Consider the following 13,257-nt stretch of genomic DNA (forward strand, 5'->3'; position numbering starts at 1 on the left):
GACTACTCCCGGACCCCGAAGCCCGCGCGCAGCGGCTTCGGCAGCAGGTCGTTGCAGGCCAGCTGGCCGGCGTGGGTGAGGGCGTCGTCGCGGCACTCGTAGAAGTCGCGGTAGACGAGCTGCATCGTGAAGCCCACCGCGACGATCATCAGGGCCACGCTCGCCGCGACCAGACCGCTGATCGCGGCCGTGCGCATCGAGCGGAGCGGGGTCGCCGTGGCGCCCTGACCCGACGGCCGGGCCCCGGGCTGTCCGGACGGCCCCTGCTGCCCCGGCTGTCCCGAGGGCCGAGACGCCGGGGCGGACGCGGACTGTGATGTCGACGACAGCTCCTCCGGCGGCTTCGGCTTGGCGCGCAGCGAGCTGATCGCCCAGTAGAGGCCCAGGGCGCCGAGCAGCAGCGCCAGTTCCGGGATCTCGAAGATGGCGAAGAAGAAGGCCCACATGCCGGCGAGGATCGCGTACCGCGCCCGCCGCTGCGCCGGGTCCGTCGGGTCCCAGCGCAGCCCCTGGCGGCCGGGTCCACCCTGGCCGGGGCCGCCCTCCGGGCCGCCCTGGCCGCCGCCCTGGCGCTCGGGACCGCGGCCGAAGCCGTCGTCCGACCGGCCGGGCTGGCGCGGGCTCCAGCGGCCGTCGGACGGCCCCGACGATCCCGGGGCCCCGGACGTCTCGTCGTCCGAGCCCTCCGGTCGCCGCGGCTGCCACGGCTGATCCGGCCTGCCCTCGGGCGGCGGCGCGAACGGGTTGTTGTCGTCCGTGGACTGGCGTTCCGGCATCTGCTGAACGTCTTCCCTCTGTCGTCGTCACGACCACGGCCGCACCCGTGGTCTCCACTGCTGTCCCGTCCGCCGCTGTCTGCCGCGGGCGGCTGTTCTCCGGGCGTCGAGCCCTGACGCTACCGCCCTGCTCCGCCCCCGTCCCGTGGGGGCCGTCCGGTGTGCCGGTATCGTTGCTGACGGTCGAGCCATTCGTAGGGTTCCCCGTATCGAGCGGCACGATTCGTTCGTACGACCGTACAAACACCACGGAAAGAGTGACCCAGTGGCTGCCGCCCGCCTCGTCGTCCTGGTCTCCGGTTCCGGTACCAACCTGCAGGCCCTCCTCGACGCCATCGCCGCGGACCCCGAGGGGTACGGCGCGCGGATCGTCGCCGTCGGCGCGGACCGCGACGGGATCGCCGGTCTGGAGCGCGCCGAGCGCGCCGGGCTGCCCACCTTCGTCTGCCGGGTCAAGGACCACGCGACCCGCCAGGAGTGGGACCGCGCGCTGACCGAGGCGACCGCCGCCTACGAGCCGGACCTGGTGGTCTCCGCCGGTTTCATGAAGATCGTCGGCAAGGAGTTCCTCGCCCGCTTCGACGGCCGGGTCGTGAACACCCACCCGGCCCTGCTCCCCAGTTTTCCCGGTGCCCACGGGGTGCGTGACGCCCTCGCCTACGGCGCGAAGGTCACCGGGTGCACCGTCCACTTCGTCGACGACGGTGTCGACACCGGCCCGATCATCGCCCAGGGCGTGGTCGAGGTGCGGGACGAGGACGATGAAGCCGCTCTGCACGAGCGCATCAAGGAAGTCGAGCGCTCGCTGCTCGTCGACGTCGTGGGGCGCCTCGCCCGGCACGGCTACCGCATTGAGGGACGAAAGGTTCATGTCGGTGAACACGGACACCGTTAAGCCCATCCGCCGCGCGCTGGTCAGCGTCTACGACAAGACGGGGCTCGAAGAGCTGGCCCGCGGTCTGCACGAGGCCGGTGTCGAGCTCGTCTCCACCGGCTCCACCGCCGGGAAGATCGCCGCCGCCGGGGTGCCGGTCACCAAGGTCGAGGAGCTCACCGGCTTCCCCGAGTGCCTGGACGGCCGCGTCAAGACCCTCCACCCGCGCGTGCACGCCGGCATCCTCGCCGACCTGCGCCTGGAGTCGCACCGCGAGCAGCTCGCCGAGCTCGGCGTGGAGCCCTTCGACCTGGTCGTCGTGAACCTGTACCCGTTCCGGGAGACGGTCGCCTCCGGCGCCACCCCGGACGAGTGCGTGGAGCAGATCGACATCGGCGGTCCGTCCATGGTCCGCGCCGCGGCCAAGAACCACCCGTCCGTGGCGATCGTCACCAGCCCCGGGCGGTACGCCGACGTGCTCGCCGCCGTCCAGGCCGGCGGCTTCGACCTGACCGCCCGCAAGCGGCTCGCCGCCGAGGCCTTCCAGCACACCGCCGCCTACGACGTGGCCGTCGCCTCCTGGTTCGCCGACGACTACGCCGCCGCCGACGACTCCGGCTTCCCGGACTTCCTCGGCGCCACGTACGAGCGGAACAACGTCCTGCGCTACGGCGAGAACCCCCACCAGGGCGCCGCGCTCTACGTCGACGGCACGGGCGGCCTCGCCGAGGCCGAGCAGCTGCACGGCAAGGAGATGTCGTACAACAACTACACGGACACCGACGCCGCGCGCCGGGCCGCGTACGACCACGCCGAGCCCTGCGTGGCGATCATCAAGCACGCCAACCCGTGCGGCATCGCGATCGGCGCCGACGTCGCCGAGGCCCACCGCAAGGCCCACGCCTGCGACCCGCTGTCCGCGTTCGGCGGCGTCATCGCCGTCAACCGCCCGGTCTCGGTCGCGATGGCCGAGCAGGTCGCGGAGATCTTCACCGAGGTCATCGTCGCCCCGGCGTACGAGGACGGGGCCGTCGAGGTCCTCGCCAAGAAGAAGAACATCCGCGTGCTCAAGGCCGAGGGCGCCCCGAGCAACCCGGTCGAGGTCAAGCCGATCGACGGCGGCGCCCTCCTCCAGGTCACCGACCGCCTCCAGGCCGACGGCGACGACCCGGCGAATTGGACCCTGGCGACCGGCGAGGCCCTGTCGGCGGACGAGCTCGCCGAGCTCGCCTTCGCCTGGAAGGCCTGCCGCGCGGTCAAGTCCAACGCGATCCTGCTCGCCAAGGACGGCGCCTCGGTCGGCGTCGGCATGGGCCAGGTCAACCGCGTCGACTCCGCGAAGCTCGCGGTCGAGCGGGCCGGCGAGGAGCGCGCCCGCGGCTCGTACGCGGCCTCGGACGCCTTCTTCCCCTTCCCCGACGGCCTGGAGATCCTCACCGCGGCCGGCGTGAAGGCGGTCGTCCAGCCGGGCGGCTCGATGCGCGACGAGCTGGTGGTCGAGGCGGCGAAGAAGGCGGGCGTGACGATGTACTTCACGGGCACCCGTCACTTCTTCCACTGAGCCGTACGCACACGGGGCGGCCCGCCGGTACCTGGGAGGTACCGGCGGGCCGCCGCCGTTTCCCGGGTCAGCAGCTCCCGACCCACCTGACGGCCGTCACCGTCAGCCCGCCGCCGGGCAGCGCCCCGCGCGCGGCGGCAGGAACTTGAGGGCCGCGCGGGCCGGGAGCTCCGCCGGCCCTTCCGGGCTCGGTTCCGTGCGCAGGGCCGGGGCCCCCTCCGGGCTCGGTTCCGTACGCCCGGCCGGGGAGCCGCCTCGGCTCGGTTCCGTACGCCGGGCCGCGTACACCGTGGCGAAGGCTCCCGATCCGAGGGGGCGCTCGACGGTCCAGCCGCCGACGCGGTAGCCCGCCGGTACCGGGACGGGCGTGCCCGCACGGGCCGCGCTCAACGGACGCCCCCGGTGACCCAGACCCGCCCGGTGTGGGCGAACGCCACCAGGTCCGCCTCCCGTACGAGGTCGAAGCGGAGCGCGAGCGAGACCAGGGAGTCCTTCTTGCCGTTGAGGCGGGGGCCCGGGTCCGCCGTGTCGGGGGAGGGCTTCAGGCGGAGCTTCACGGCCAGGTAGTCGATGTTCCACTGGACGGCCGCGCGGTTCGCCCCGGGCCAGACGGGGCGGAGGCGCTCCACGATCGCGTCGGCCGTCGGCAGGGGCGCGTGCGGGGCGCCGCGCAGCCGGGGTTCGCACAGGGCGGCGAGGACGAGGAAGTAGCGCTTGCCGCGGTCGAGCGGGAAGGGGACCGCGGTCGGTTCGCCGTCGTCGGTGTCGTGCGGGTGTTCCGCGTAGTCGTGGCGGGGCGCCCAGACGCTGAAGTCGACCAGGTCACTGCCCGCGGGCAGGACCACCCGGGAGAACTCGAAGGGCACGGGCGCGTCGACCCGGCCCGGTGCGATCTTGATGTGCTCCCCGGCGCCCTCCGGGTTCTCGACGACGTACGTCGAGGAGCTGCTGTGGTTGCTCAGCGTCCAGTGGTTCCCGGTGGCGCCGACCTCGCCCGCCGTACGGGAGACTCCTGGGTGCGGGAGGTCCAGGTGCCGCCGCCCGTCGGCCGCGCGCGGGGCGCCGCGGCCGAAGTGGAGCCGTTCGCCGGGCGCCAGCCTGATCTGGTCCGCTGAGGTCAGGGCGGGTGCGGGCACCACGATGATGCTGTACATGACGCTTCCTTTCCCCGGGGTCTGCGCCCGCCAGGCTAGGAAGGTCCGATAAACGAATGCAGAACGTCACGGAGGGTGCCTGGAGCGGCCACACCAACGCCGGGCGACGGCTGCCTGCGACAGATCCGCCGATCGGGTGGACTCTGGTCTAATGGGTTGCTCTTTTGTCGACCACTGGTAGTGGGGGCGTGGTGTTGGACGTACAGAACAGGTCCGCCGAGGAGGCCGTCACCGGCACTCCGGGCGCCCCCGGCACCGAGCCGGCCGAGGCCCTCCCCCCGGCCCCGCTCCGCCCGTACGTGATCCTCGCGGTCGTCCTGACCGGTCTGTACTTCCTCTACTCCTGGGTGCAGTACACCCACTTCCGCACCCCCTCCTGGGACCTCGGGATCTTCGGGCAGTCGGTCCGCGCGTACGCCGAGTTCCGGGCCCCGGTCGTCGACATCAAGGGCCCGGGGTTCCACATACTCGGCGACCACTTCAGCCCGGTCACCGCGCTCCTCGCGCCGCTGTACTGGGTCTGGTCGTCGCCGGTGTCCCTGCTGTTCGCCCAGGCCGCGCTGTTCGCCTCCGGCGCCGTCGTCGTCGGCCGCACCACCCAGCAGATCCTCGGCAGCCGGGCCGCCGGCATCGGGCTCGCCCTCGCCTACGGGCTCTCCTGGGGCCTCCAGGAAGCGGTCAAGTCCGACTTCCACGAGATCGCCTTCGCCGTCCCGCTGCTCGCCCTCACCTGCCGGGCCCTGCTCCTCGGCCGGTGGACCGCCGCCGTCGCCTGGTCGGCCCCGCTCGTGCTGGTCAAGGAGGACATGGGCCTGACCGTCGCCATGGTCGGCGCCGTCCTGTTCCTGAAGGGTCAGAAGAAGCTCGGCGCGGCCCTCGCGGGCTTCGGCGTGGCGGCCTTCGCCCTGACGGTCCTCGTCCTCATCCCGGCGGCCAGCCGCGTCGGCGAGTACGACTACTGGTCGAAGATCGAGAAGACCGGCCAGGGCACCGAGACCTCGTTCGTGCAGGTCATCGGGGACGCGCTGACCTCGGGAGAGCGCTGGGAGATGGTGGTCTTCCTGCTCGGGATCACCGGCTTCCTCGCCCTGCGCTCCCCGCTGATCCTGCTCGTCCTGCCGACGCTCGGCTGGCGCTTCCTCTCCCAGGACCCGAACCACTGGGGCATGCACTGGCACTACAGCGCGATCCTCATGCCGGTGGTCTTCCTGGCCCTGGTGGACGGCGTCCGCGCCGTGCGCACCTCGCCGCGCGCCTGGCTCGTCTCGTACGGGAAGGTCGTCGTCCCGGTGGCGACGGCGGTCGCGCTCGTCCTCGCCGCGAACCTGCCGCTGCGGGAGCTGACGAAGCCGGAGACGTACCGGACGGACGTCCGGGCCGAGCAGGCGCGGGACGCGGTCGCGGCGGTGCCGAAGGGCGCGAGCGTGGAGACCGACGTCTCGCTCCTCGCCCACCTCACGGCGGACCACCGGGTCTACTGGGTGGGCACGGCCAAGGGCGCCACCCCGGACTACCTCGCCTTCGACCTGCGTGGCTGGTCGCAGCAGATCACGGACCCCGAGCAGCTGGCTTCGCAACTGCATCCGGAGGCGCGGTACGAGATCACCCACCGCTCGGACGGCTTCGCGGTCCTCAAGCGGGTCTGACGCGCCGGACATGGCTGGGGCCCGGTTCCGTACGGAACCGGGCCCCAGCCATGTGTGGATCAGTACTGCTGCTTGTTGCGGTTGAACCAGGCCGAGCCGTCCGACTTCGCCACGAAGACGATGACGAGGACGCCGAGCGCGAGGCTCACGATGCCGAGCGGCAGCGAGAAGAGGCTGAACAGCACGCCGATCGACGAGTAGACGATCGTGCCGATCCGGACGCCGTTGCCGCCGGAGCGGAACTTCGCGGCCAGCAGCATGCCGACCACGGCGAAGATCAGCGAGACGACGCCGGCGCCGATCAGGATGCCCTGACCCATGTCGGCGAACATCTCGGCGTCGGCCGACGAGGCGCCCGACTTCTCCAGCTCGCTGTCCACGGCGAAGGACAGACCGATCAGCGCGATGGCACCGATCAGGTTGAAGGCGGCGGTGATCCACAGCATCACGCGCGCGGCCTTCACCCCACCGGGCATCTCCATGGCCATGCCCGGGTAGCCGCCGCCACCGTACGGGGAGACCGGCGGAGCCGCCGGGTAGCCGTAGCCCTGCTGCGGCGGCACGCCCTGGGGCGCCTGCTGCGGGTAGCCGTAACCGGGCTGCTGGCCCTGGCCCTGCGGCTGGCCGTACGGGTTGTTCGGGTCACCGAAGCTCATCGCGGGTTTCCTCCGTGAATTTCTCTGTGCGGGGACGACGCGGCCCGCGCGGAGGACTTTTCACGGGATGTGAGCGGATTCCCCCCGGCACTTTCCGCGGTACTTCGCCGATCATCGTTGTCGTAACGTCGACTTTTTGTCCAGTCGATACGCGTCGGAGTTGTGCAAGTGCAACCCGTCGCTCCGCGCGACCGCCCGCCCGCCACGAGCGAATTGGAACAACGCGGGGGTCATCCGGGAGGATGTCCGCATGAGCGCCCAGATTCTCGATGGCAAGGCCACCGCAGCCGCGATCAAGTCCGATCTGACCGTCCGTGTGGCGGCCCTCAAGGAGCAGGGCATCACGCCCGGACTCGGCACCGTCCTCGTCGGTGACGACGCGGCCAGCCAGAAGTACGTGGCCGGCAAGCACCGCGACTGCGCGGAGGTCGGCCTGGCCTCGATCCAGCGCACGCTGCCCGCCACCGCCACCCAGGAGGAGATCGAGGCGGTCGTCCGGGAGCTCAACGAGGACCCGGCCTGCACGGGCTACATCGTCCAGCTGCCGCTGCCCAAGGGCATCGACGAGAACCGCATCCTGGAGCTGATGGACCCGGCCAAGGACGCGGACGGCCTCCACCCGACCAACCTGGGCCGCCTCGTCCTCAACGAGCCCGCCCCGCTGCCCTGCACGCCGAACGGCGTCATCACGCTGCTCCGCCGCCACGGCGTGGAGATCAACGGCGCCGAGGTCGTGGTCGTCGGACGCGGCGTCACCATCGGCCGCCCGATGCCGCTGCTGCTCACCCGCCGCTCCGAGAACGCCACGGTGACCCAGTGCCACACCGGCACCCGGGACCTCGCCGCGCACCTGCGCAACGCCGACATCATCGTCGCGGCGGCCGGGGTGCCGCACCTGATCAAGCCGGAGGACGTGAAGCCGGGCGCGGCCGTCCTCGACGTCGGCGTCTCGCGCAACGGCGAGGGCAAGATCGTCGGCGATGTGCACCCCGGCGTCGCCGAGGTCGCCGGCTGGATCTCGCCGAACCCCGGCGGTGTCGGCCCGATGACCCGCGCCCAGCTCCTCGTCAACGTCGTCGAGGCCGCCGAGCGCGCGGCCGCGGCGCTCTGACGTGACCGCCGGGTCCCCGGGGACGGCCGGGAAGCCGGACGGGGCGGGCGACGGCGTGGGGGGCGGCGACGGCGACGGGGCGGGCATCGCGGAGGGCGGCGCGTCGGCCGAGGCCGCCGCTGCCGCTGCCGCTGACGCTCCTGCTTCGGTTCCTGGCGGGCCTGCCGTGACCGACGCGGCCGCCGAGGTTCCGGCGGGCTCCGCCGGGACCGGCTGGAAGCGGCCCGCGCCCACCCTCACCACCGACACCGCGCGGCCCGAGGGCGGCGGCCGGGCGGCTCCCGGGGACGCGCCCGCGCCCGCGCGTCAGTGGCCGCTGCTCACCGTGCTCACCCTGGCCGGGATCGGGCTGCTCGTGGTGGGCACGGACCCGTTCCCGCAGGCGTTCCGGATCGGCGCGATGCTGGTCGGAGCGGCGCTCCTGGTGGGGGCCGTGATGCGCCGGGCGCTGCCCTCGGTGGGCATGCTCGCCGTCCGGTCCCGCTTCACGGACATGATCACGTACGGGGTGATGGGTGGCCTGATCGTGCTGCTCGCGCTCATGGTGCAGCCGAAGCCCTGGCTGACGATCCCGTTCCTGGAGGAAGTCCTCCACCTGACGGTCACCTAGCCCGGACCGTCCTGGCGCGACGCCCGCCCTCTCCCCCGTGGGAGGGCGGGCGTCGCTGCGATCAAGAGTCATGTACGTGCCAAGGGTGGTTCAAGGCCCGTCGGTGCGCTGTGGCACGGAAGTGACCATTCCGGTACCTCGGCCGCGCATCCGGGGCGCGCGACGGCCCCGGACCTGCCATCCTTCGGTGCAGCAGGGAGGGCACGGGAGCCACGGGAGCCACGGACAAGGGGGGGCCGCCATGCCTGGCTGGAAGGCGCTGCCGGACGAACTCGACCCGGACGTCCGCGCGTTCACGGAGCGGCTGCGCCGACTCGTCGACCGCAGCGGCCTCGGCGTGAGCGCCGTCGCCGAGCGCACCGGGCACGAACGGGCCGCGTGGGACCGGTATCTGAACGCCCGCCAGTCGGCACCCCGGAGCGCCGTGGTGGCCCTCGCGGAGGTGACCGGAAGCGACCCGGCGGCCCTCGCGACCGACTGGGAGCGCGCGGACCGCGCCTGGACCCGCGCCGAGGCCCTCGCGGGGAGCCGGGAGAGGGCGACCCCACCCGAGGCCACCGCCCCGGGCCCCGTCGCCCGCCCGGCCGACGACGACGGCCCCGGCACCCACCGCGTCGGCGGCGACGGCCCCGGCACCCACCGCGTCGGCGACGACGGCCCCGGCACCCACCGCGTCGGCGACGACCGCACCATGGAGATCCGGCGCCTCGACCGGACTCCAGGGGCGGCGCCGTCCCCGTCCGGCCCCGCCGGAACCGAGCCCCGCGCCCCCGCCGGGCCCGCGCCCCGTGACGCCATCGGGACCGAGCCCCGCGACCCCGCCGCACGCGCGCCCCGTCGCCCCGAAGCCTCCGCCCCCGCCGCCTCCCCCCGGCGGACCGTTCTGCTCTACGCCGTCGGCGTGCTCGGTGCGCTGCTCGTCGTCACCGCCGCCCTGCTCCTCGTCGACCTCGGCGGCTCCGGCGGCGGGGCCGCCCCCGTGGCCGCCCCGCCCCCCAGCACCGCCCCGCCCACCACCCAGCGCGCCAGCCTCCCCCCGGGGGTCGGCTGTTCGGGGCCCGACTGCACCGGACGGGACCCGGAGGCCATGGGGTGCGGCGGCCCCCTCGCCACCACCGTCGCCCGCGCCCGCGTCGGCACCGCGCGGGTCGAGGTCCGCTACAGCGCCACCTGCGCGGCCGCCTGGGCCCGGATCACCGGCGCCGCGCCCGGCGACACCGTGAGCGTCGAGGCCGGCGGCGCCGCGCGGCGCGCCACCGTCGCTCCCGGCGCGGCGGCCGCCGAGACCGACGCGTACACCTCGATGCTCGCCGTGGACTCCGGTACGGCCGCCAAGGCCTGCGGCACCCTGGTGAGCGGCAGCCGGGGCTGCACGGCGAAGCCCTGACGGAGTACCGCGTACGGGCGGCAGTGAGCCGGACCACAAGGGGGTGGGGATTCAGCGGGGTCCGGGTCGGATAGCCTGACCGCTGGATATCTCTTCATGTCGAGACACCGATCGATCAAGAGAGCTATCCCGCACCAGGGGCAGGGACCCCCACCGCCAGCTGTCTTACGGAGATCGCCATGACCCGCACTCCCGTGAATGTCACCGTCACCGGCGCGGCCGGCCAGATCGGCTACGCGCTGCTCTTCCGCATCGCCTCCGGCCACCTGCTCGGCGCGGACGTGCCGGTCAAGCTGCGCCTCCTCGAGATCCCGCAGGGCGTGAAGGCCGCCGAGGGCACCGCCATGGAGCTCGACGACTGCGCCTTCCCGCTGCTCAAGGGCATCGACATCTTCGACGACCCGAACCAGGGCTTCGAGGGCGCGAACGTGGCCCTGCTCGTGGGCGCCCGCCCGCGGACCAAGGGCATGGAGCGCGGTGACCTGCTCGCCGCCAACGGCGGCATCTTCAAGCCGCAGGGCAAGGCCATCAACGACCACGCCGCGGACGACATCAAGGTCCTCGTCGTGGGCAACCCGGCCAACACCAACGCCCTGATCGCCCAGGCCGCCGCCCCGGACGTGCCGGCCGAGCGCTTCACCGCGATGACCCGCCTGGACCACAACCGCGCGCTGTCGCAGCTCGCCGCGAAGACCGGCACCTCGGTCGAGGACATCAAGCGCCTCACCATCTGGGGCAACCACTCGGCGACCCAGTACCCGGACATCTTCCACGCGGAGATCGCCGGCAAGAACGCCGCCGAGGTCGTCAACGACGAGGCGTGGCTGGCCGACACCTTCATCCCGACGGTCGCCAAGCGCGGCGCCGCGATCATCGAGGCCCGTGGCGCGTCCTCCGCCGCCTCGGCCGCGAACGCCGCCATCGACCACGTCCACACCTGGGTCAACGGCACCGCCGCGGGCGACTGGACCTCCATGGGCATCCCGTCGGACGGCTCGTACGGCGTCCCGGAGGGCCTCATCTCCTCCTTCCCCGTGACCTGCGCGAACGGCACGTACGAGATCGTCCAGGGCCTGGAGATCAACGACTTCTCCCGCACCCGCATCGACGCCTCCGTGGCGGAGCTCGCCGAGGAGCGCGACGCGGTCCGCGAGCTCGGCCTCATCTGAGCCTCCGGCTCCACACTCCCGGCGCCCCCGGGCCGTACGACCGACCGTACGGCCCGGGGGCGCCGTTTTCGCGGTCGAAACGGGACCCCGACTCCCCTATGCTGTCCCCCCGGTTCACGGCCAAGTGGGCCGTAAACCTGGGAAGTTACCCACCATCGGGGGAGTTTTGGCGCAATCGTTCTTACCTCAGCAGCCGGGGCAGCCACCGAACACGTCACCGCCGGTCCGTTCACCGGCGTCCAGCGAGGCGACCCGGCTGCTCTGCGCCGGCACCTACCTCGACGACGGGTTCCGCGACGCGGTCATCGACCAGCTGTACGTCCACGAGGAACGGTTCGCCGCCCCCTCGCTCGGCTACGACGCGAGCCGCGTCCTCGCCCACGCGCTCCGGGCCCGCCGCGTCGAACTCGCCTGGGCCGCCGGCATCCTCGCCCTGTGGATCGTCGCCGTGCCGCTCACCAAGGGCCTGATCGTCCTCCTGATCGTGCCGTTCCTGGTACTCGGCCTGGCCCGCTGGATCCGCGGCCGGTCCGCCACCGCGCCCGTCTTCCGCGTGGTCCCCGCCTTCCTGCTGCGCTGGTACGGGCGGCTCATGCTCCTCCAGTCCGCCCTGCTGCTCCTCACCCTCGTCCTCGGCGACGACGAGTCCGGCTGGGAGTTCCTCGGGGAGACCGGCGAGGCGGGGCAGTTCGTCGGCCTCGCCGTCGAACTCGCCGCCCAGGAGATGTGGGGCATCGGCACGCTGGAGGTGTGGATCACCATCGCCGTGCCGCTGCTCGTGGCCTGGGCGGTCGCCACCCAGCGCGGCCAGTTCGCCCGCGCGCTCACCCACGAGCTGTCCCGGGACCGCTTCCCCGATCTGCGCTCCGACCCCGCCGAGCAGGCCGAGGGCGCCCGGTTCCGCAGGCTGCGCGACCGCATCCGCACCGAGCAGCACGCGCGGCTCGTCATGTACGGCGCCGACGACCCGTTCTGCGGGGCGGGCGAGCCGTACGAGCCCTGGTCGCTCTCCATCGAACTGCGGCCCCGCAAGGACCTCGACGGCGGCACGCCCGAACCCCTCGACAACAGCGCCATCATGCGGCACGTCGCCCCGCTCGTGGAGGCGCTCCGGGTGCCCTCGCCGCACGGCGCGCCCCAGATCCAGGCCGCGGTACGGGACCGGCTGCGCGAGCTGGAGATCGACGAGGTCGTCTTCCTGCCGGTCGACGGCCTGCCGGCCCGCGACGCCGCCCCGTACAGCCCCGAGGGATTCGAGTCGCACCGCTCCGGCGCCATCGAGGAGGGCGGCGAGACCCGCCGCCACTTCCTGCGCGTCCGGGTCGGCGGCTGGGGCGAGGAGATCGTCACCACGGTCTTCGTCCGCGTCCACACCCAGGGCGGCATGCTGATGCTGGAGGTCGCCCCGCACGTGCTGCGGCCGGTGAAGCCGCTCTACCGGTACGCCGACCGGATCGCCCACCGCTACCGGCACAACCACCGCTTCGGGCGGGCCGTGTGGGCCCTGGGGCAGACCCCGCGCTCCGCCGGGCAGGCCCTGGTCACGCTCGGGCGCTCGCTCGGCCACGCCTGGCGGCTGCTCACCGCGGGGCACGCCCACGCGCTGCCCGAGGGCCCCGAGGTCTCCGTCCGCGAGCTCGGCTCCGACGACGAGGCCTCCCTCTTCCAGGAGATGGACGTCAGCCGCTACCTGAAGAGCGTGCAGGACCGGGTCGCGAACGGCGTGACGGTCGCGCTCCGCGCCGCCGGGTACGAGACCGCCGAGTTCGAGCAGAAGATCGTGCACGTCGCCGAGGGCGGCACGTTCATCGAGAACTCCAAGGGCAACGTCACCCTCGGCCACCACAACACCGTCACCAGCAAGATCGTCACCAGTACGACCACCGGAGGAAACCGTGGCTGACACCGGGAGCACGAACGGCACCGAGAACGGCACCGGCGTCGACCGGGCCGCCGCCCGGGGCGCGATCCACGTCACCAACACCGGCGGCAACGTCACCATCGGCGACCACAACACCGTGACCAGCACGGTGACCGGCGCCGCGCCGGACCGCGACCCCCGGCAGGAGGCGCTGCTCCAGGCCATCCGCAAGCTCCGCGCCGACCTCGGCGGAATCGTCCCTTCCGAGCAGACCGCCGCGCTCGACGGCGAACTCGCCGACGCCGAGGAGGAGATCGAGGACCTCGGCCGGGCGGACACCGCTCGGCTGACCCGACTGCGGCGCGCCCTCACGGACGCCGGCGCGGTGACCGGAATCCTCGCCTCGGGCGTGGCCGTCGGCCAGGCCGTCGGCACCCTGCTCGGAGGGTGAG

Annotated in this window: 13 protein-coding genes; 9 read left to right on the forward strand and 4 right to left on the reverse strand. The window is 73.1% G+C overall.

From position 1 onward, the window contains the following. Window positions 1–2: 2 nt before the first annotated feature. Window positions 3–776 (reverse strand): hypothetical protein, encoded by a 774-nt coding sequence (locus DEJ43_RS22490; RefSeq protein WP_015035676.1) that lies wholly within the window; start codon window positions 774–776, stop codon window positions 3–5. Between the two features lie 265 nt (window positions 777–1,041). Between DEJ43_RS22490 and purN the strand changes: the two genes are divergently transcribed. Together purN and purH are read left to right on the forward strand one after the other, a co-directional pair. Beyond that, on the forward strand, window positions 1,042–1,671 hold the full coding sequence (purN, locus tag DEJ43_RS22495) for a phosphoribosylglycinamide formyltransferase (protein WP_015035677.1): 630 nt from the start codon (window positions 1,042–1,044) through the stop codon (window positions 1,669–1,671). Next, the gene (gene purH, locus DEJ43_RS22500; protein ID WP_015035678.1) at window positions 1,646–3,211 is read left to right on the forward strand and encodes a bifunctional phosphoribosylaminoimidazolecarboxamide formyltransferase/IMP cyclohydrolase; all 1,566 of its coding nucleotides are present in this window, start codon (window positions 1,646–1,648) and stop codon (window positions 3,209–3,211) included. Before purN ends, purH begins: the two co-directional genes overlap by 26 nt. 102 nt (window positions 3,212–3,313) lie before the next feature. Here the strand turns inward: purH and DEJ43_RS22505 are convergent, their stop codons facing one another. Further along, entirely contained in the window at window positions 3,314–3,601 is a 288-nt protein-coding gene (locus DEJ43_RS22505) for a hypothetical protein (protein ID WP_041662786.1), read from the reverse strand. Next, entirely contained in the window at window positions 3,598–4,365 is a 768-nt protein-coding gene (locus DEJ43_RS22510; protein WP_015035679.1) for a hypothetical protein, read from the reverse strand. The genes DEJ43_RS22505 and DEJ43_RS22510 overlap by 4 nt, the downstream gene beginning before the upstream one ends. A gap of 191 nt (window positions 4,366–4,556) precedes the next feature. Between DEJ43_RS22510 and DEJ43_RS22515 the strand changes: the two genes are divergently transcribed. Beyond that, a complete protein-coding gene (locus DEJ43_RS22515) occupies window positions 4,557–6,011 on the forward strand; it encodes a DUF2079 domain-containing protein (protein ID WP_015035680.1) in 1,455 nt (484 codons plus the stop codon). Window positions 6,012–6,070: 59 nt separating this feature from the next. Here DEJ43_RS22515 and DEJ43_RS22520 read toward each other — a convergent pair whose 3' ends face one another. Beyond that, complete coding sequence (locus DEJ43_RS22520) at window positions 6,071–6,667, reverse strand: hypothetical protein (RefSeq protein WP_071891456.1); 597 nt, start codon at window positions 6,665–6,667, stop codon at window positions 6,071–6,073. A 250-nt stretch (window positions 6,668–6,917) separates the two neighbouring features. Here DEJ43_RS22520 and DEJ43_RS22525 point away from each other — a divergent pair, with 250 nt between their 5' ends. From DEJ43_RS22525 to DEJ43_RS22550, 6 genes are all read left to right on the forward strand, one after another. Beyond that, window positions 6,918–7,778 (forward strand): bifunctional methylenetetrahydrofolate dehydrogenase/methenyltetrahydrofolate cyclohydrolase, encoded by an 861-nt coding sequence (locus DEJ43_RS22525; RefSeq protein ID WP_015035682.1) that lies wholly within the window; start codon window positions 6,918–6,920, stop codon window positions 7,776–7,778. Between the two features lies 1 nt (window position 7,779). Further along, window positions 7,780–8,388 (forward strand): DUF3017 domain-containing protein, encoded by a 609-nt coding sequence (locus tag DEJ43_RS22530; RefSeq protein WP_069202166.1) that lies wholly within the window; start codon window positions 7,780–7,782, stop codon window positions 8,386–8,388. A gap of 241 nt (window positions 8,389–8,629) precedes the next feature. After that, entirely contained in the window at window positions 8,630–9,775 is a 1,146-nt protein-coding gene (locus tag DEJ43_RS38580; protein WP_015035684.1) for a helix-turn-helix domain-containing protein, read from the forward strand. Window positions 9,776–9,954: 179 nt separating this feature from the next. Further along, a complete protein-coding gene (locus DEJ43_RS22540; protein ID WP_015035685.1) occupies window positions 9,955–10,944 on the forward strand; it encodes a malate dehydrogenase in 990 nt (329 codons plus the stop codon). Window positions 10,945–11,110: 166 nt separating this feature from the next. Then, window positions 11,111–12,847 (forward strand): hypothetical protein, encoded by a 1,737-nt coding sequence (locus tag DEJ43_RS22545; RefSeq protein WP_202490793.1) that lies wholly within the window; start codon window positions 11,111–11,113, stop codon window positions 12,845–12,847. Beyond that, entirely contained in the window at window positions 12,840–13,256 is a 417-nt protein-coding gene (locus tag DEJ43_RS22550; RefSeq protein WP_015035687.1) for a hypothetical protein, read from the forward strand. The genes DEJ43_RS22545 and DEJ43_RS22550 overlap by 8 nt, the downstream gene beginning before the upstream one ends. The last annotated feature ends 1 nt before the right edge of the window (window position 13,257 follow it).

Origin of the sequence: Streptomyces venezuelae ATCC 10712 (genome assembly GCF_008639165.1) — a bacterium.
GTDB lineage: Bacteria > Actinomycetota > Actinomycetes > Streptomycetales > Streptomycetaceae > Streptomyces > Streptomyces venezuelae.